General features: G+C 69.2%; 14 protein-coding genes and 1 tRNA gene. 8 read left to right on the top strand and 7 right to left on the bottom strand.

Annotated elements, in window-relative coordinates:
• Nucleotides 1–172 precede the first annotated feature (172 nt).
• Both BRX43_RS16645 and BRX43_RS16640 read left to right on the top strand, forming a co-directional pair.
• Entirely contained in the window at nucleotides 173–1087 is a 915-nt protein-coding gene (locus BRX43_RS16645) for a hypothetical protein (protein WP_125996210.1), read from the top strand.
• 61 nt (nucleotides 1088–1148) lie between these two features.
• The gene (locus BRX43_RS16640; protein WP_241215017.1) at nucleotides 1149–1427 is read left to right on the top strand and encodes a GNAT family N-acetyltransferase; all 279 of its coding nucleotides are present in this window, start codon (nucleotides 1149–1151) and stop codon (nucleotides 1425–1427) included.
• A 48-nt stretch (nucleotides 1428–1475) separates the two neighbouring features.
• Here BRX43_RS16640 and BRX43_RS16635 read toward each other — a convergent pair whose 3' ends face one another.
• Complete coding sequence (locus BRX43_RS16635; RefSeq protein ID WP_125996209.1) at nucleotides 1476–2003, bottom strand: DUF177 domain-containing protein; 528 nt, start codon at nucleotides 2001–2003, stop codon at nucleotides 1476–1478.
• Nucleotides 2000–2494, bottom strand: coding sequence for a ubiquinol-cytochrome C chaperone family protein (locus BRX43_RS16630; protein WP_125996215.1), 495 nt, complete (start codon nucleotides 2492–2494; stop codon nucleotides 2000–2002). Before BRX43_RS16630 ends, BRX43_RS16635 begins: the two co-directional genes overlap by 4 nt.
• 141 nt (nucleotides 2495–2635) lie before the next feature.
• On the opposite strand from BRX43_RS16630, the gene bamE reads away from it, so the two are divergent.
• Entirely contained in the window at nucleotides 2636–3127 is a 492-nt protein-coding gene (gene bamE, locus BRX43_RS16625; protein ID WP_125996208.1) for an outer membrane protein assembly factor BamE, read from the top strand.
• A gap of 429 nt (nucleotides 3128–3556) precedes the next feature.
• Here bamE and BRX43_RS16620 read toward each other — a convergent pair.
• From BRX43_RS16620 to BRX43_RS16600, 5 genes are all read right to left on the bottom strand, one after another.
• A tRNA-Thr gene (locus tag BRX43_RS16620) sits at nucleotides 3557–3631 on the bottom strand.
• A gap of 330 nt (nucleotides 3632–3961) precedes the next feature.
• Nucleotides 3962–5764: an aminopeptidase P family protein gene (locus BRX43_RS16615; RefSeq protein WP_125996207.1), complete on the bottom strand. Its 1803-nt coding sequence runs from the start codon at nucleotides 5762–5764 to the stop codon at nucleotides 3962–3964.
• 85 nt (nucleotides 5765–5849) lie between these two features.
• Nucleotides 5850–6467, bottom strand: a complete 618-nt coding sequence (locus BRX43_RS16610; RefSeq protein ID WP_125996206.1) for a TIGR02281 family clan AA aspartic protease — start codon at nucleotides 6465–6467, stop codon at nucleotides 5850–5852.
• Nucleotides 6468–6597: 130 nt separating this feature from the next.
• A complete protein-coding gene (locus tag BRX43_RS16605; protein WP_241215016.1) occupies nucleotides 6598–9645 on the bottom strand; it encodes a TonB-dependent receptor in 3048 nt (1015 codons plus the stop codon).
• Nucleotides 9646–10020: 375 nt separating this feature from the next.
• The gene (locus tag BRX43_RS16600) at nucleotides 10021–11466 is read right to left on the bottom strand and encodes a M23 family metallopeptidase (RefSeq protein WP_125996205.1); all 1446 of its coding nucleotides are present in this window, start codon (nucleotides 11464–11466) and stop codon (nucleotides 10021–10023) included.
• 194 nt (nucleotides 11467–11660) lie between these two features.
• Here BRX43_RS16600 and BRX43_RS16595 point away from each other — a divergent pair, with 194 nt between their 5' ends.
• The 5 genes from BRX43_RS16595 (at nucleotide 11661) to BRX43_RS16575 (ending at nucleotide 16727) form a co-directional block, all read left to right on the top strand.
• The gene (locus tag BRX43_RS16595; RefSeq protein WP_125996204.1) at nucleotides 11661–14171 is read left to right on the top strand and encodes a helicase-related protein; all 2511 of its coding nucleotides are present in this window, start codon (nucleotides 11661–11663) and stop codon (nucleotides 14169–14171) included.
• Nucleotides 14172–14190: 19 nt separating this feature from the next.
• Nucleotides 14191–14499, top strand: a complete 309-nt coding sequence (locus BRX43_RS16590) for a S4 domain-containing protein (protein ID WP_125996213.1) — start codon at nucleotides 14191–14193, stop codon at nucleotides 14497–14499.
• A 90-nt stretch (nucleotides 14500–14589) separates the two neighbouring features.
• The gene (gene fdxA, locus BRX43_RS16585) at nucleotides 14590–14931 is read left to right on the top strand and encodes a ferredoxin FdxA (RefSeq protein ID WP_125996203.1); all 342 of its coding nucleotides are present in this window, start codon (nucleotides 14590–14592) and stop codon (nucleotides 14929–14931) included.
• 88 nt (nucleotides 14932–15019) lie between these two features.
• On the top strand, nucleotides 15020–16033 hold the full coding sequence (locus BRX43_RS16580) for an alpha/beta fold hydrolase (RefSeq protein ID WP_241215015.1): 1014 nt from the start codon (nucleotides 15020–15022) through the stop codon (nucleotides 16031–16033).
• 160 nt (nucleotides 16034–16193) lie between these two features.
• Nucleotides 16194–16727 carry a CarD family transcriptional regulator gene (locus BRX43_RS16575; RefSeq protein ID WP_125996202.1) on the top strand — a complete coding sequence of 178 codons (534 nt, stop codon included), beginning with the start codon at nucleotides 16194–16196 and terminating at the stop codon, nucleotides 16725–16727.
• Nucleotides 16728–16991: the final 264 nt, after the last annotated feature.

The raw sequence follows: 16991 nt of genomic DNA, 5'->3' as shown, positions 1-16991 counted from the left end.
GTTCGCGTGGAAGCGCGGAGGATGCGGGGCGGGAGCGCCGGGGGAGGAAAACTTCCGCCTTCTCCGCGCGTCTGCGGGAAATCCGATCCGGTCCACATGCCGGCCTTGATCGTTGCGCCAGCGACATGACATGCTGTCGCTGCGGCGCCTTCGCCGCGGGAGGGTAGGCAGCATGGCGGCATGGCGTTGGATCGCAGCAAGCGGATTGCTCGCGGTCGGGGCGGCGTTGCCCGCAAAGGACGCGCCCCGTGAACGGCTGGTGCCGCCGGACGGGCTGGTCGCGGCGCGGGTGGGGGATGCGGCGATGACCGTGCGGATCGACCCCGCGATGATCGCGATGCCGATGCTCGATTCGGCTCATGCCGCGCTTGCGGGATTGAAGGCGGGGCCGTTCCCCATGGGGTTCGCGGTGGGACCGCATGTGTTCAAGGGGCAGACGGCGGTGGGTTCGCTCGTGCTGTCCGGAACCGCACCGTTCAAGCGACGGATCGGTTGGGCGACGGTGCCCCACACCGAAGGGATCGCCGGGTCGCTGGGGCCGGGCGGGGTGCCCGAGCCGCTGGTCCGCTTCGTCCTGCGGCCGCCGGTCGCGGGGGAGCGGTCGGTGACGCTGCCGATGATGAAATCGGGCGGCCTGTTCGGCGAATGGGGCGCGAGCGATGCGATGATCCTGGTCGATGGCCGGCCGATGCGGCTGCGCTTCGATCCCTTTCATCCGCGCACGCTGGCGACGGCGGGGGCGGCGGTCCGGCTGGCCGCGGCGCAGGGCGGCACGCTATCCGGCGCGGCGGTGCCGGTCGAGATCGCCTTCGGCATCCGGCGTCCGGTCCGTATGCTGACGCTGGCGCGGCCATTGGCGATCGGGTCGCTCATGCTGGCGACGCTGGGCGCGCGGACCGGTGATTATGGCCGCACCTCGGCCATCGCCGAGGCGGAGCCCGATCCGGACGAGGTGGTGGTGGTGGCACGCGGCAAGAAGGCCGATCCGTCGCGTGACCGGCTGACCCTGGGGACGGACATGCTGTCGCGCTGTTCGTCGATCCTGTTCGACAAGCCGGCGCGGCGGATCACGCTGCGCTGCGCCTGACGCAACCGGGGCATGGAATGGGTCTGGGCAGCACGGACCCGGATCGGGCAGAGCGCGTTCGATGACGATGCAACAGCTCCGCGACAATCGCGCCGAACAGGAATTCACCCTCGAGGTCGATGGCCAGACCGCCGTCGCCGCCTATCAGCGCGAGGGCGGGGTGATCGTCTTCACCCATACGCTGGTACCACCCGAGATCGAGGGGCGCGGCGTCGGCAGCAAGCTGATCCGGGGGGCGCTCGACAGCGCGCGGGACCAGGGGTTGCGGGTGGTGCCGCAATGCCCGTTCGTGAAGGCGTTCATCGATCGCCATCCGACCTATCGCGACCTGCTGGGGTGAGGGGGGCAGGACGCCCCCCGACCCCGACCGGGGTGAAGGGGGCGGAATTCAGCCGCCCAGCGTCTTCTTCAGGCCGGCCAGGGCGCTGAACGGGCCGGTCACCGTGGCCGCCTCGTCCTCGCCGACCACGCCGGCGCGCTTCAGCGCCTCCGCCGCGCCGGGGCCGCGCGGGAAGGGATCGAGCGCCAGCGCCATCGTCTCCGCCGCCGCCTCGCCCAGGTCGATCGCGCTGCCCTCGATCTCGACGGTGTCGAGCGCGTCGGCGGACAGCTCCACCTCCTCCTCGCCCGCCACCGGCTCGACGAAGCGCAGGGCGAGCGGCTCGTCGATCGCGATGGTCAGCGGATCGCTGGTGATCGAGCAGGACTGGACGACCTGGCCCGTCACCCGGCCGGTCGCCAGGATGCCGCTGGCGTCGCGGCGGATCGTCAGCGTGGCGGCGAGCGAATCGACCGCGACGATGCCGAACCGGGCGGCGAGCTTGCGCCGCTCCTCCGCCTCCGCCGAAATCGTGATGCTGCGCTCGCCCTCGCCGATCGTGTCGAGGCGTTCGGGGCGGGAGAATTCGGGGGTCATGGCAGATATCCGGTCAGAAGCTGGTCGATGGGCAGGGAAGTGAGGTCGGCACGCAACTGGCGCAAGCGGTCGGCGACATGGGCGAGCGCCGCCGGATCGGGCGGGGTGCCGCGATAGAGGTTGCGGACCAGCGCCTCCTCGAACCCGCCATCCGCCAGCCCGTCGCGATAGGCGCCGAGGCGGCCGCCCAGCGCCGCCATCATCCGGCCGATCTGCTTGCCGACGACGATGTCGCCGATGCCGAGCTGGCGCAGTTGCGCGTCCATGTCGTCGACGAAGCGTTCGGTCAGCCGTGCGGCGGGTTCGGCCCCGGCGGGGTCGTCCTCCAGCCGCAGCAGCACCATCGCCAGCACGGCCGCGATCATGTCGAACCGGCCATCGACCGTGTCGGGCACCGCGCCCGCCAGATACCAATGCTCCTGGCGGGCGTGCAGCACCACCGCATTATAGAGCGGCAGGGCGGCATCCGCCTGTCTGCCGCCGCCGAACAGCTTGCCCAGCCAGCCCAATCGCGCGTCCTCCCGCTTCACGCGGCTTGTGCACCGCGACGCCCTCGCATATCGAGGCGATCGGCGACCGATGCAATCGGCCGTCGTCGTTCAGCGTCCCGTGCCCGCCCGGAGTTATCGTCCATGCGCCATCCCCTCGCCTCTCTCGCGCTGGTCGCGGGTGTCGGCCTCCTCGCAGCGGGATGCGCGCCGCTCCGCTCGCATCAGGGCTATGTGGTCGACAGCGACCTGGTCAATTCGGTGCAGCCGGGCGTCGACAATCGCGCCTCGGTCCAGGCGACCCTGGGCAAGCCGACGCTGACCACCGCCTTCGGCCAGGGCGACTGGTATTATGTCGCGCGCGACAGCCGCAACTATGGCTATCAGGTCCCCAAGGTCCGCGACCAGATCACGGTGCAGATCAGCTTCGACCAGGCCGGCAACGTCAGCGCGATCCGGCGCGGCGGCGTCGCCCAGGTCGCCTCGGTCAGCCCCTATGGCAAGACGACGCCGACGCTCGGCCGCCAGCGCGGCTTCTTCCAGGACCTGTTCGGCAATATCGGCACGGTCGGCGCGGCGGGGGCCGGTGGCCCTGCCGGTGGCGGCGGCGGTGGCGCGGGTCGTACCCGGCCCTGATCCACGCCGGGTTGGCACCAAGCTCTGAGCGGGCAATTCTCTTACCCCGCATGGCGGGGTGGAGTTTCGTCGCTCCTAATGCCCGATGACATGATTTCGGCTGGGGATCGTCATTGCGAGCGCAGTGGGGCGATCCACCCGCCGCGCGCATGACGCCCTGGATTGCTTCGCGCCGCTCGCAACGACGGCTTGGGTCGATCCGATGTCGTCGGGCTCCCGGATCGGCCGCTTTTCACCACGGATGACCCGCATCGGACAGGCTCGTGGCCTGCCCGTATCGGTGGGTCATGGTCCGCGCATCGCTATGTCGCTGGCTGGCTGGCCCCTTCGTCTTTGGCGGGGGCCTGATCCCCCCTCGGTGGCTTTATCCCCTGGGAGGGATGGCTGAGGGGCGATGGTGAACGTCGTCCTGGACGACGTCGGAAGAAATGGTGCTGCCGGTGAGGATTGAACTCACGACCTCAGCCTTACCAAGGATGCGCTCTACCACTGAGCTACGGCAGCACTCGACCCGTTCGGGTGAGGCGCGCCTAAAGCGGTTCTAGCGACCATTGTCAACCCATTCCGCTCGGCGGTAAGCGAGAAACATGATGAAGGACGATCGGGCGACGCGATTGGCGTCGCAATTGCGGACCAACCTGAAGCGCCGGAAGGCCCAGGCACGCGAAGCCCGGGGGGCCGCCGACGCGGGGCCGGCGGACGACCGGGAGGGCGGGACGGAGGCCGACGGTCAGCGTCGGACCAGCGACCCCGCCGCATAGGTGGCGACGCCCGCGGCCTGCCAAGCCGCGAACGATGCGCCGCATCCGACCGCGAGAACGGCTGTCACCTGAATCAGCCGACGGGCGAGCATTTTCCCAAAAGCCATGCCTTCACCTCTCCATCGAGTTGTGGGCCGATGATCTCCGTCACCTTGGCGTGATAGGCATTGAGCCATGAAAGCTCGGTGGGCGTCAATAGGGCCGGATCGATCAGATCGCGTTCGATCGGCGCATAGGTCAGCGTCTCGAATCCCAGCATGATCCGGTCGGGATCGCCGCCCGCGATCGCGCGCCGCTCGATCCGGACCAGGTTCTCGATGCGGATGCCGTATTCGCCCGCCTTGTAATAGCCGGGCTCGTTGGACAGCAGCATCCCCTCGCGCAGCGGCTCCAGCGCCTGGCCGCCGGGATAGTTGGGCGCGGCGATCCGCTGCGGCCCCTCATGCACCGCCAGATAGGCGCCGATCCCGTGGCCGGTGCCGTGCGCGAAGTCGAGCCCCGCCTCCCAGAGCGGGCGGCGGGCGAAGGCGTCGATCTGGCCGCCCATCGTGCCGTCGGGGAAGATGGCGGTGGCGATGGCGATATGGCCCTTCAGCACGCGGGTGAAGCGGTCGCGCATCTCCGCGGTGGGCGCGCCGATCGGCATGACCCGGGTCACATCGGTGGTGCCATCGGCATATTGCCCGCCCGAATCGATCAGCAAGAGCTGGCCCGGTTCGATCCGCGCGTTCGACTCCTCGGTGACGTGGTAATGCGGGATCGCGCCATGCGGGCCGGTCGCGGAGATGGTGGAGAAGCTGGTGTCGAGCAGCAGCCCCGTCTCCTCGCGGAAGGCGAGCAGGCGCGCGGCGGCGGAAAGTTCGGTCTGCGATCCGTCCTGCGCCGCGGTCGCGACCCAGTGGAGGAAGCGGGTCAGCGCCGCGCCGTCGCGGGCCGAGGCGGCACGGTGGCCGGCGACCTCGACCGGGTTCTTGATCGCCTTGGCCAGGATCACGGGGTCGCGGGCGGGCATCACCCGCGCGCCGCCCGCCTCCAGCGCGTCGAAGATCGCCGCCACCGCGCCATTGGGGTCGGCGACCACCGTCCGGCCCGCAAAGCCGCCCAGCGCCGCCGCGAAGCCGTCGCGCGGGTGGAGGCGCACCGAATTGCCCAGATGCTGGCGCACCGCCTCGGTCAGCTTCTCCGGCGCGACGAACAGGTCGGTCGCGCCATCGGCATGGACGATCGCATAGGACAGGGCGACCGGCGTATGGTCGACATCGCCGCCCCGGATGTTGAGCGTCCAGGCGATCGAGTCGAGCGCCGCCAGCACCACCGCATCCGCGCCGCGCGCCGCCAGCCAGTCGCCGATCTCGGCGCGCTTGGCGGCGGACCCGACGCCGGCATGGCGCTCGTCCTGCACCGCCAGCGGGGCGGGGGAGGGGGCGGGCTGGTCGCTCCAGATCGCGTCGATCGGGTTGCTCTCCACCGGCACCAGCACCGCGCCCGTGTCGGCAAGCGCGGCCTCGACCTCCCTCACCCAGGCGCGGGTGTGCAGCCAGGGGTCGTAGCCGATCCGCCCGCCGGCCGGCGCATGGTCCGCCAGCCAGGCCGCGACCGAGGTGGCGGGGACGCCGACATAGGCCCAGTCGTCCGCCGACACCTGTTCGCGCACCTGGATGGTGTAGCGGCCGTCGGTGAAGATCGCGGCCCGGTCCGCCAGCACCACCGCGCTGCCCGCCGAGCCCTCGAACCCGGTCAGCCAGGCGAGGCGCTGCGCATAGGCGCCGACATATTCGCTCATATGCTCGTCGGTCAGCGGTACGGCGAAGCCGTCCAGCCCCCGGCGCTGGAGTTCGTCGCGCAGGGCGGAGAGACGGGCGGAATGGATGGACATGGATCTGGCTCGCGTCGGTCGAATGGGGTGGGTTCGGCCGGCGGGTCTGCCAGTTTTCACGGGGCAGGGACAGGGGCGCGGCGCGTCAGGCGGGATCCTGCGGATGGTGCGGCACCAGGATCAGCACATTGTCCTCGACCCGCCAGGACTTGAGCCGCGACAGGAAGTTCATGCCGACGACGTTGACGTCGCCAAAGGCGGGGGAGACCACCACCGGCAGGTCGCGCGCGACGATATTGCCCAGCCGCATCTCGTCGACCGTCGCCGATTGCGCGCGGATCGTGCCGTTGGCGGTGGTCAGCAGCACCGGCACGATGCCGTCGCCCACCGCCAGGTCGGCGGCGGCGGCGGTGCGCGCCGACAGCGCGGTGACGGTCGCGCCGCTGTCGACCAGCATCCGCTGTTCGATCCCGCCGATCTTCGCGCGGATCCAGAAATGGCCATCGGGGCTCATGCGGATGCGGGTCTCGCCACCCTCGACGCGCTGGTCCTCCAGGTGCAGGAATTGGAGCGCGCGGGCGACATAGGGGTCGAAGGTCTGGCGCTGTCCGACCGCGACGACCATCAGGATCAGGATCGCCACCCAGCTCGCCAGCGAGATCAGGGTGCGAAAGACCGGGATGCGGCGCGCCACCAGCAGCACGACGATCGCGGCGAAGGCGATGGCATAGAAATGCGGATGCGTGCCCGGCAGGGGGATCATGCGCCGCTGTATAGCCCGAGGCGGCTGTATGGCGGATGAAGGACTTACAGCGACTTGGGGGCAAGTGTCGCCGGCTGTTCCGGGTCTTTCGGCGCGACGAACCATCGCCGCGCCGAAAGGGACAGGATCATCAGAAGCGCGTGGTCGCGCCGATGACGATCTGCCGCCCGAGCAGGTCATAGCGGAACAGGGTGTTGTTCCGCAGCAGGCCGAGCACGTTGCGCGAATCCGGCATCAGCGGCGGATCGCGATCGAACAGGTTGTTCACCGCGATCCGGAGCGTGAACCGCTTCGCCACGTCGAAGCTGGTCGCCAGGTCGATGTAATCATAGGCCGGGATGCCGGTGTAGAATTTTCGGATCTGCGGTGTGTTCTGCGGAATGCCGGTGCTGGCGGGGGCGTTGAAGCCGATCGTCATCGCCGAGATGTGCCGCCAATTGACCGAGATGCTGGCGAACTTGTCCGGCGAAACCCAGGTCGTGCGCAGCCCGTGCGACCAGCGCGGCATGCTCTCGCCGCAACCGCCGCCATAATAGCCGACGCAGTTCGTGGCGGGCGCTTCCGGTGAGCCCTGTCCGCCGACGCTGGTGGTCAGCGTGCCGTTGAACGACATGTCGAGCGTGCCCGCGCCGCCCAGTCCCAGATTATACTGGCCCTGGAAATCCCAGCCATGCGCGTTGGACTTGTAGGTATTGGTGGTGCCCCGCGCAAAGTAACCGGTCGTCGGATTGCCGGTCGGCTGGCTGTTCAGCGTGAACGTACCCGGATTGCGCACGATGCCGCGGCAGTAATATTGCAGCCCCGTGGTCAGGCAGCCATTGAGGAAATCGCTGACCTGGAAGAAGTTGATCGAATCGTTCAGGTTGATGAGGAAGCGGTCGACCGACACGGTCAGCCCCTTCACCATGCGCGGACGCAGGATGACGCCGAACGTCTTGGTATAGGCGGTTTCCGGCTTCAGGTTGAAACCGCCGTTGCGGACCGTGCAACCGGTGTTGAGCGAGGCGCAGTCGAGCGTTGCGCTGCCATACAGATTGTCGGGCAGGCCGGTGCGGCGGCACTGTTCCAGCGAGGCGGTCGGTGCGATGCGGGCATTCGGATCGGACGAATTGGGATCGCGCGTCGAGGCGCACGGATCGTTCGGGCCGCTGGTCGTATAATTGATGTTGCTTGCCTGATCGGCCTCGATCACGGTCGGCGCGCGTTGTGCCTTGTTGAACGAGGCGCGAAGCGTGATGTCGCTAACCGGCGTCCAGATGCCCTCGGCCTTCCACGTGCCGAAGGTGCCGTTCAGGCGGTTGTACTTGGACACGCGATAACCGCCATTGACCTGCAACAGCTCGGCGAAGCGCCGGTGTTCGACCAGCGGCGCCTGCACTTCGACGTTGCTCTCGACGACATTCTGCGTGAACCGCGAATCGGTGCCGCCCGCCAGTTCACGGAACAGCGTATTCGCGCTGCCCTTGTACAGCTCGGCCCGGAACTCGCTGGCCAAGGCGATCGCGACCCCCTGTTCGGCGAAGGGTGAGGTGATGCCGTACGTGCCCAGGTCGCCGTTCAGCACCGCCAGCGCCTGCCACATCTGCGAGGTGCTGTTCTGTCGCGCGCCGCCGTTGGTGAACAGGTACGTGTTCAGCGCCGCGTTGCTGTTGTACGGGCGGAAGGCATCGAACGGCACGCATGCGCGATCGACGCCGCTGACCACCGACGCGCAGGTGGGGGTGCCGTTCACGTTGACGACGTTGAGCGAGCGGTTGACGCGATCGAAATCGGGCTGCGACGGGAAGGTCGTCTCGCCCTTCATCAGCGAATAGACGCCTGCGATGTCATAGTTCCAGGCATCGTCGAGGACGCGGCCACGCAAGCCCCCGGCGATACGCGCACCGCGGTTCTCGTAACTGGTGCGCACCAGCGGCAATGCGTCGAATCGATAGCGGACGTCGAGCGGCGCCAGCCCCGTGGTCCGCGTGCCGCACAAGGCGGTGCGCTGCGACGCCGACAGGAACGGATTGTCGCAATTGGTCTGGAATGGCGTGCTGCCATAGGCGCTGTACGAATAGACGCGATTAGGCAAGGTGTTGGACGAACGATCGCGATAGAACATCGCGGTGGAATAGAGTTCGATGTCGTCGCTGATCCGCGCGTTCACGAACGCGCCGGTGTTGAGGCGGTTGAACGCGCGCTGGAACGGGATCTCGTCGAACGGATTGGTGGAGGTGTTCGGACCCGAATTATAGGGGACGAACGTTCCCGATCCATCGGGATTGTTGACCAGGGTGTTGCCGACGCCGATCCCGCCGGGCACGATCGTGCCGACCTGGGTATAGGTGCTGCGCGTGCAGTTGAGCGCGCCGGTCGCCAGCGTCTGCGACACCTCGCAGGCGGAGAGCGAGCGATCGCCCAGATTCACCTGGTCCGAATGGCGATAATTGAAGTAGCTCGTGATATTGAGCGCGCCGTCGAAGAACGACTTGCCCGCGGTCAGGGAGATGTTGGCGCGCGCGCCGTCATTGGTCTGGCCCAATGGCGTCGGGAAATAGGCGCGGTTCGCCGCTGCGGTGACCGCGTTGGCGCGATTGTCGTGGTTGAAGAAGCTGTAATTGCCGCTGAGCGCGATGCCGTTGAAGTCCTTCTTCAGGACGAAGTTGACGACGCCGGCGACCGCGTCCGAACCATAGACCGACGAGGCGCCGCCGGACAGCACGTCGATGCGGTCCACCAGATCATTGGGGATCATGCTGACGTCCATGCCGTTCTGGATGCCCAGCCGAAGTCCGTCGACCAGCGTCAGCGTCCGCTCGAAGCCCAGGCTGCGCAGCTTGATGCGCTGGCGCCCGTCGGAATCGGCGTAATTCTGCTCGGCATTGGCCTGTACCTGCGGCAGGCGGTTCAGCACCTCCTCGATGGTGGTGGCGCCCTGGGCGGTGATCTCGGCGGCGGTGGTGGTGGTGATCGGCGCGGCGGAACTGTTGTTGGGGCGGGTAATGCGCGTGCCAGTCACGATGATCTCGTTGCCGCTGTCGCGCGTCCTATCGTCATTGCTGGCGGCCGCCAGCTTGGCCGAGGCGACGGGATCGCCGACCGCGGTGGTCGGATCCTGCGTCTGCGCCATGGCCGGCGCGGCGACCAGCGCGGCCGTGGCGCAGCTTGTGCCCAGCAAAGCCTTCAAAAACTTCATAATTCCCCCTTTTGCACCAATATATCGGCCAATCTCATCCTGATCGGATGATGATCTGTCCGTGCATTCAAGCGCAGGCTGCAGGGGTTGAACCGTTTTCGACTATCTCACCCCCCGGACTCGTAGTTGAGAACCAGTCCTCCGCAGGAAAGCACATTGCCGATACCAATATGGTACAAGCCAAGTTTCAGGGATGCAATCCATGTTGGAATGGTAACTGATTTCACGACGGGACTTCGAAGTGGATCGAAGATTGTCTATGTATTGCAACGTCTTGATCGGGCACGGCTGTGGAATCGCGACGGACCATGACGCGGGATCGGACCCGCTTTTCTTGCACGATATGGAAGGGTGCGGGACGATGCGCGCGCCGGGCTATTCGCCCGGATGCACCGCCATCAGCGTGGCGACCTGGCGTCGGAAGGCGCGCAGATCCTCGCCCGACAGGCGCGCGACCTGGGTGAAGCTCAGGCTGCGTGGATTGATCGACTGGCCGTTGCGCCACATTTCCCAGTGCAGATGCGGGCCGGTCGACAGGCCGGTGGAGCCGATATAGCCGATCACCTGGCCCTGGCGGACCTGCATCCCCGGCCGCACCGCGATGCGGCTCATATGGCCATAGCCGCTGGCGAGGCCGCCGGCATGGCCGAGCTTGACGAAATTGCCATAGCCGGCGTTGCGTCCGGCGCTGGCGACCCGGCCGTCGAGCACCGCATAGATGGGCGCGCCATAGGGGGCGGCGATGTCCAGCCCCTTGTGCATGCGGAGGAAGCCTAGCAGCGGGTGCATCCGCATCCCGAACGGGCTGGTGACGCGGCCCGCGACCGGCATCCCCATGAAGCCGCGCCGTTCCGCCTGGCCGGCGGCGTCGAACCAGCCGGCCTCCGGCTCGCCGGGCGCGGTCCAGTGGACCAGCCGGACCGCGCGGCGGCCCTGGTCGATCCCGGCATAGAGAAGCTCGCCCAGCCGCGTCTCGCCGGTGGCGGCGCGTTCGCGCGCGATGACCAGGTCGAACCGGTCGGCGCTGCCCAGGTCGCGGCCGACCGACAAACGCGTGGCGAGCGCCTTGATATAGGCCTCCACCGCCTTGGCCGGCGCACCGGCGGCGCGCGCCGAGCGATAGAGGCTGGCGCCGACCAATCCCTGCAGGCGCAGCGGGGTGCGGTCGACGGCGATCACCTGCCGCTCCGCGATCAGCGTGTCGCCCGCCCGGCGCACCGTCATCGCCAGGTCGAAGCGCGCGCGCAGCGACAGGCGGTCGAGCGGGCGCGCGACGGTGCGCGTCGGGCGGCGGCCGAGCGTCAGCGCGATCCGCGTGCCCGAGGGGATGGCGTCGAGCGGCGTCGCCGCCGCCACCAGCCGCGCCGCCGCCTCCGCATCGCGGCGGCCGACCCCGGCGCGGGTCAGCGCGCGCTGGAAGCCGTCGCCCTCGCCCAGGGTCACGCCCAGGTCGATGCTGGGCCGCTCCGGCGCTTCGGCGAGCGGGCGGACGAGATCGTTGGCGGCCATGTGCCGGCCGGTGTCGCCGCCCAGCGCCAGCGGGGCGATGGCCTGGGCGCGCGCCTGTTCGGCGGGCTGGCCGGCGAGCGGCACCGGGCTTTCCCCGATCAGCGGCCGGTCGAAGCCCGGCGACAAGGCCCAGGTCGCGGCGCAGAGCGCGGTGCAGGTGGCGAGACCACGCCACCAGTCGCGGCTGCCGATGCGCGCGCCGAGATCGGGCGTCCAGTCGATGGCGGCGACGCGGGGCCGCAGGGCCAGGACGCGCGCGGCGGCCGCGCCGCCACCGGCCAGCTCCAACTCTCTGTCGGCCTTCAGATACACGCCGGTCCGCTTTCGGTATCGCCGCCGAGCCCCCGGCGCGCTGGTCGGCCCGGACTGTGGCGGCCACTCCCTAAAGTCAAATGAACCAGCCGGTTCGCTGCGACGAGGCGTGGCGGCGGCGGGATGTTCGCCTGATGCGCTGTCCGGCCCCGATTGGCATTGCGCCCGCGCCTGGAACACCCGATGTATTGTCGATGACCAGCCGCGTCTCCGGCAACGTGACCGCCGTTCTCGGGCCCACCAACACGGGCAAGACCCATCTCGCGATCGAGCGGATGTGCGCGCATAGCAGCGGCATCATCGGCTTTCCGCTGCGCCTTCTGGCGCGCGAGGTCTATGACCGGGTGGTCGCGATCAAGGGCGCGGACCAGGTCGCGCTGGTGACCGGCGAGGAGAAGATCGTCCCGCCCAATGCGCGCTGGTTCCTTTGCACCGCCGAATCGATGCCGGGGCACGAGGCCGCCTTCGTCGCGCTGGACGAGGCGCAACTGGGGGCCGACCCGGAGCGCGGCCATATCTTCACCGACCGGCTGATGCACATGCGCGGGCGCGAGGAGACGATGATCCTGGGGTCGGAAACGCTGCGCCCGATGGTCAAGGCGCTGGTCCCCAAGGCGGAGATCGTCGGCCGTCCGCGCTTCTCGACGCTGAGCTATGCCGGCGCGAAGAAGATCAGCCGCCTGCCCAAGCGGTCGGCGATCGTCGCGTTCAGCGCCGAGGAAGTCTATGCGGTCGCCGAGATGCTGCGGCGGCTGCGCGGCGGCGCGGCGGTGGTGATGGGCGCGCTGTCGCCGCGTACCCGCAACGCGCAGGTCGCGATGTTCCAGGCGGGCGAGGTCGATTATCTGGTCGCCACCGACGCGATCGGCATGGGGTTGAACATGGATGTCAGCCATGTCGCCTTCGCCTCGCTCAACAAGTTCGACGGGCGGCGGCAGCGGCGGCTGACGGTGGCGGAGATGGCGCAGATCGCCGGCCGCGCCGGGCGGCACCAGCGCGACGGCACGTTCGGCGCGGTCAGCGAGGAGGGGCCGGGCGCGTTCCTGCCCGAGGAAGTGCTGGCGATCGAGGAGCATCGCTTCCCGAATATCGAAGGGCTCTACTGGCGCGAGGGCGATCCCGACCTGTCGAGCATCGAGGCGCTGGTCGCCGACCTGGAACGCCGCCCGCCCGCCGACCTGCCGCTGCGCGCGGCGCCGCAATCGGTCGACCTGGCGGTGCTGAAGCGCCTGTCGGAGGAAGCCTGGGTACGCGACCGGTCGCGTGGCGTCGCGGGGGTGCGGCGGCTGTGGGCGGCATGCCAGATCCCCGATTTCCGCAAGCTGGGCCTCGATCCCCATGCCCGCTTCGTCGAGCGGGTGTTCCGGCATCTGAGCGAAGGGCGCGGCCACGTCCCGCACCAATGGTTCGCCGACGAGATCGCGCGGCTGGATACGGTCGCCGGCGATGTCGAGACGCTGGCGGGACGGCTGTCGGCGATCCGAAGCTGGGCCTATATCGCGCAGCGTCCCGACTGGCTGGCCGATCCGCAGCATTGGGCCGGCCGCGCCAGGGAGATCGAGGAGCGGCTGTCCGACGGCCTCCATGCCAGCCTGACGCAGCGTTTCGTCGACAAGCGCACCACCGCCCTGATCCGCCGCATCGGCGCGGATGCCGGCCTATTGCCGGTGACGATCGGCGCGGAGGGCGAGGTGCTGGTCGAGGATCACCCGATCGGCCGGCTCGACGGCTTCCGCTTCTCGGTCGAGCCGGGCGCGCGGGCCGGCGACAAGCGGCTGCTGCTGGCGGCGGCGGAGAAACGGCTGGGCAGCGAGCGGGCACGGCGCGCGGCGGCCCTGGTCGCGGCGGCGGACGCGGCGTTCCGGCTGGAGGAGGGGGGCGACGTCGCCATCGCCTGGCAGGGCGAGGGCGGCTGGCACCGGATCGCGCGGCTGGAGCCGGGGGCGACCTTGGCGCGGCCGCGCATCCGGCTGGACCGCGACCTCGACTGCCTCGACAAGGCGATGCGCGAGGGCGTGGCGGCGCGGCTGGAACGCTGGCTCGTCGCGCAGGTCGCGCGCCGCACGCCCGTGCTGGCGATGTTGGGCGAGGCGATGCGCGATCCCGCCGCGACCTCCACCTTCCGCGCGGTGACGGCGGCGATGGAGGCGGCCGGCGGCCTCACCCCGCGCTGGCCGTTGCGGCTCTCGCTCGACCACTTGACGCCGGAGGAACGGCGGCGGCTGCGCAAGATCGGCATCACGGTCGGCGCGCTCGACCTGTTCGACCCAAGGCTGTTGAAGCCGGCGGCGGCGAGCCTGCGGCGGGCCTTGCTCGCGGTGCGCGGCCCGGCGTCGCCGGTGCCGCCGGAGGGCGCGACGGTGCTGCCGCGCGGCACCGATGGCGCGACGCTGGACAGTGGTTTCCGTCCGTTGGGGGCGCAGGCGGTGCGGATCGACCTGGTCGAGCGGATCGCTCGCGCCGCGCACGACGCGCGCCAGGGGCGCAAGCCGTTCGCGCCCGATCCGGCGCTGGCCACCTCGATGGGGCTGGAGCCGGCGACGCTGGCGCGGCTGATGGCGGAACTCGGTTTCCAGGGCCTGAAGGGCGAGACCGGCCACTGGGTGTGGCGCGGCCGTCCGCCGGCCCGACCCCTGGGCAAGCCCGTCGCGAGCGATCCGGGCAATGCCTTTGCCGGCCTGTCGGTGCTGTTCGGCCATGGGTGACAAGGACCCCGGTATCGCGATGCGGGTCGACCGCTTCCTGTGGTGGGCGCGACTCGCCAAGACGCGCAGCGCGGCGCAGGCGATGGCGGAGACCGGGCGGATGCGGATCGACGGCCGCACCATCGACCGCGCGCATTGTCCGGTCCGGCCGGGCAATATCCTGACCTTCGCCGCCTATGGCCAGGTGCGGGTGGTGCGGATCGAGGCATTGCCGGGCCGGCGCGGTCCACCGGCCGAAGCGCGCGAGAGTTATACGGAGTTAACGCCGGGCGGCTCGCCGGGCCCGCGCGAAGCTGCTAACGTGTCGCAGCAAGACGAGCTTGATTGACGCGGACCCGCCTCGCGTCCTAGCAGCCGCCGCTTGAAACCAGGTCCGGCGTGACAGGCCGGCCGCAGGACGGACCCGGAGTTTTTTCCAATGACCTACGTCGTCACCGACGCGTGCATCCGCTGCAAGTACATGGACTGTGTCGAAGTCTGTCCGGTGGATTGCTTCTATGAGGGCGAGAACATGCTCGTCATCAATCCGTCGGAATGCATCGACTGCGGCGTGTGCGAGCCGGAATGCCCGGCCGAGGCGATCCTGCCCGATACCGAGAACGGGCTGGAGAAGTGGCTGGAGCTGAACGCCACCTTCTCCGCGCAATGGCCCAACGTCACGCGCAAGCTGGACCAGACGCCGCCCGATGCCGACGCGATGAAGGGCGTGGCCGACAAGTACGACCAGTTCTTCTCACCCGAGCCCGGCGCGGGCGACTGATCGGCGCGTTCGCGCGACCTTCGCAACACTCCATCGGACCATCCCGGCCTCCGTCCGGGTGGGGAGATGGAGCGTGGAGCAGGCAGGGATGACGCTCAGTCGCCGGACGATGCTGGGAGGCATGGGCGCGGCCTTCGCCGCCGCCCGCTCGGTGCGCCTTTCGGCTGCCGGACCGACCGCCTATCCCGCCCCGACGCGCGAGGCGATGCTGCCGGTGCCGGGCGGGCGCGTCTATGTACGCGTCAACGGCGACCTGCGCGGACCGCGCCCGCCGCTGGTGATCGTGCACGGCGGCCCCGGCGGTACGCATGGCAGCTATCTGCCCGCGCTGGCGCTCGCGGGCGAGCGCGCGGTGATCCTCTACGACCAGCTCGACAGCGGCCGGTCGGATTGGCCGCAGGACCCCGCCAACTGGACGGTGACTCGCTTCGTCGACGAGCTGGAGGCGGTGAGGACCGGGCTGGGCGTGCCGCGCTGGCAGGTCTGCGGCCATAGCTGGGGCGGCACGATCGCGCTGGAATATGGCGCGCGGCACATGCGCGGGACGGCGGACCCGCTCGCCGCCCTGGTGCTGGCCAGCCCGCTGATCTCGACGCGCAGCTGGATCGCCGATGCGGACGCGCTGCGCGCCACCCTGCCGCAGGCGACGCGCGGCGTGCTGGCCGCCTGCGAGACGTCCGCGCCGCCGGCCGTGGCGATCTGCGATGCCGCGACGGAGCAATTCTACGCGCGGTTCAACCGTCGGGGGCGGCCGTCGCCGGCCATGGCCGCCTATCAGCGCACGCAGGCCGGACGCGGCTTCGACGCGCGCCTCTATGAGGCGATGTGGGGGAAGAGCGAGTTCTCCGCGACCGGCCGCTTGCGCGACTATGACGGCGAACCCCTGCTCGGTCGGCTGGACGGCGCACGCACCCTGTTCCTGGTCGGGCAATATGACGAGGCGCGGCCCGCCACCGCCGCGCTGTTCGCGGAGCGGGTGAAGGGTGCGGACTATGGCGTGGTGCCCGGCGCGGCGCATTCGCTGTTCACCGATCGCCCGGCGGAGACGGTGGCGATGCTGCGCGGCTTCCTGGCGCGCCACGATCCGCCGGCCGGGCGCTGAGCGAACCGTATCCGAAGTGGACGAGAGGCTGGCATTTTTCGTGCCGGTGTGTTAAAGGAGCCACTGACGGGCGCTTTCTGCCGCCCGCCTGTCCGCACTCAAGTTCAGGGCTGTCCCGCCGACCCTATGGCCGGAAGCCCGATTCGATGAAAGGCCCTATATGGCTGCCAAGGCGCTGTTCTTCGACGTCGGCGATTATGTTGTCTATCCCAAGCACGGCGTGGGCCGGGTAATCGAGCTGCAGAAACAGGAAATCGCGGGCACCAGCCTCGAACTCTATGTCCTGCGCTTCGAAAAGGAGCGGATGACGCTCCGCGTGCCGACCAACAAGGCGGAAAGCGTCGGCATGCGCAAATTGTCCTCGGACAAGACGATGCGCGAGGCGATGGAGACGCTCAAGGGCAAGCCCAAGGTGAAGCGCACCATGTGGTCGCGCCGCGCCCAGGAATATGAGGCGAAGATCAACTCGGGCGACCTGGCGTCGATCGCCGAGGTGGTGCGCGACCTGTTCCGTGCCGACGACCAGCCCGAGCAGAGCTATTCCGAGCGCCAGATCTTCGAAGCCGCCGCCAGCCGGCTGGCGCGCGAGCTGGCCGCGATGGAGCAGGTCGACGAGCCCAAGGCGCTGGAGAAAATCCTCGATATCCTGCGCGCCGCCGCCGCGATCTACAACAAGGAGAAGCCGGCGGCCTGATCGGGCGGCCCGGTTTTCCCGGTGAATGCAAGGGGGCGGTCCGGTGACGGGCCGCCCCTTTTTCGTGGGATTGCCATGGGCACTGGCCGGGTTTGGCGGTGGCAATGTCCTGTTCGGCTCCTGCGGACGCGAGAATGCAAGTCGAGCAAGAACAAGGCTTTATGGAGGAGGCGGCCTTGGGCTTCGGCCTGCGCAGGGGCACGATAGTGATTTCGCTAAGGCCTCCCGCGCCGGATAAGGCTGTTGCAACGTGAACCCGGCGTG

This window comes from Sphingomonas sp. S-NIH.Pt15_0812 (assembly GCF_003951315.1).
In the GTDB taxonomy this organism is placed as follows: Bacteria; Pseudomonadota; Alphaproteobacteria; order Sphingomonadales; family Sphingomonadaceae; genus Sphingomonas.
This window is presented reverse-complemented; position numbering and strand designations above follow the sequence as displayed.

Excerpts from the sequence above, each read along its gene's own strand:
- BRX43_RS16645 (WP_125996210.1), top strand. The coding sequence starts at position 173 with ATGGCGGCATGGCGTTGGATCGCAGCAAGCGGATTGCTCGCGGTCGGG.
- BRX43_RS16640 (WP_241215017.1), top strand. The coding sequence starts at position 1,149 with ATGACGATGCAACAGCTCCGCGACAATCGCGCCGAACAGGAATTCACC.
- BRX43_RS16635 (WP_125996209.1), bottom strand. The coding sequence starts at position 2,003 with ATGACCCCCGAATTCTCCCGCCCCGAACGCCTCGACACGATCGGCGAG.
- bamE (WP_125996208.1), top strand. The coding sequence starts at position 2,636 with ATGCGCCATCCCCTCGCCTCTCTCGCGCTGGTCGCGGGTGTCGGCCTC.
- BRX43_RS16615 (WP_125996207.1), bottom strand. The coding sequence starts at position 5,764 with ATGTCCATCCATTCCGCCCGTCTCTCCGCCCTGCGCGACGAACTCCAG.
- BRX43_RS16610 (WP_125996206.1), bottom strand. The coding sequence starts at position 6,467 with ATGATCCCCCTGCCGGGCACGCATCCGCATTTCTATGCCATCGCCTTC.
- BRX43_RS16605 (WP_241215016.1), bottom strand. The coding sequence starts at position 9,645 with ATGAAGTTTTTGAAGGCTTTGCTGGGCACAAGCTGCGCCACGGCCGCG.
- BRX43_RS16595 (WP_125996204.1), top strand. The coding sequence starts at position 11,661 with ATGACCAGCCGCGTCTCCGGCAACGTGACCGCCGTTCTCGGGCCCACC.
- BRX43_RS16590 (WP_125996213.1), top strand. The coding sequence starts at position 14,191 with ATGCGGGTCGACCGCTTCCTGTGGTGGGCGCGACTCGCCAAGACGCGC.
- fdxA (WP_125996203.1), top strand. The coding sequence starts at position 14,590 with ATGACCTACGTCGTCACCGACGCGTGCATCCGCTGCAAGTACATGGAC.
- BRX43_RS16580 (WP_241215015.1), top strand. The coding sequence starts at position 15,020 with ATGACGCTCAGTCGCCGGACGATGCTGGGAGGCATGGGCGCGGCCTTC.
- BRX43_RS16575 (WP_125996202.1), top strand. The coding sequence starts at position 16,194 with ATGGCTGCCAAGGCGCTGTTCTTCGACGTCGGCGATTATGTTGTCTAT.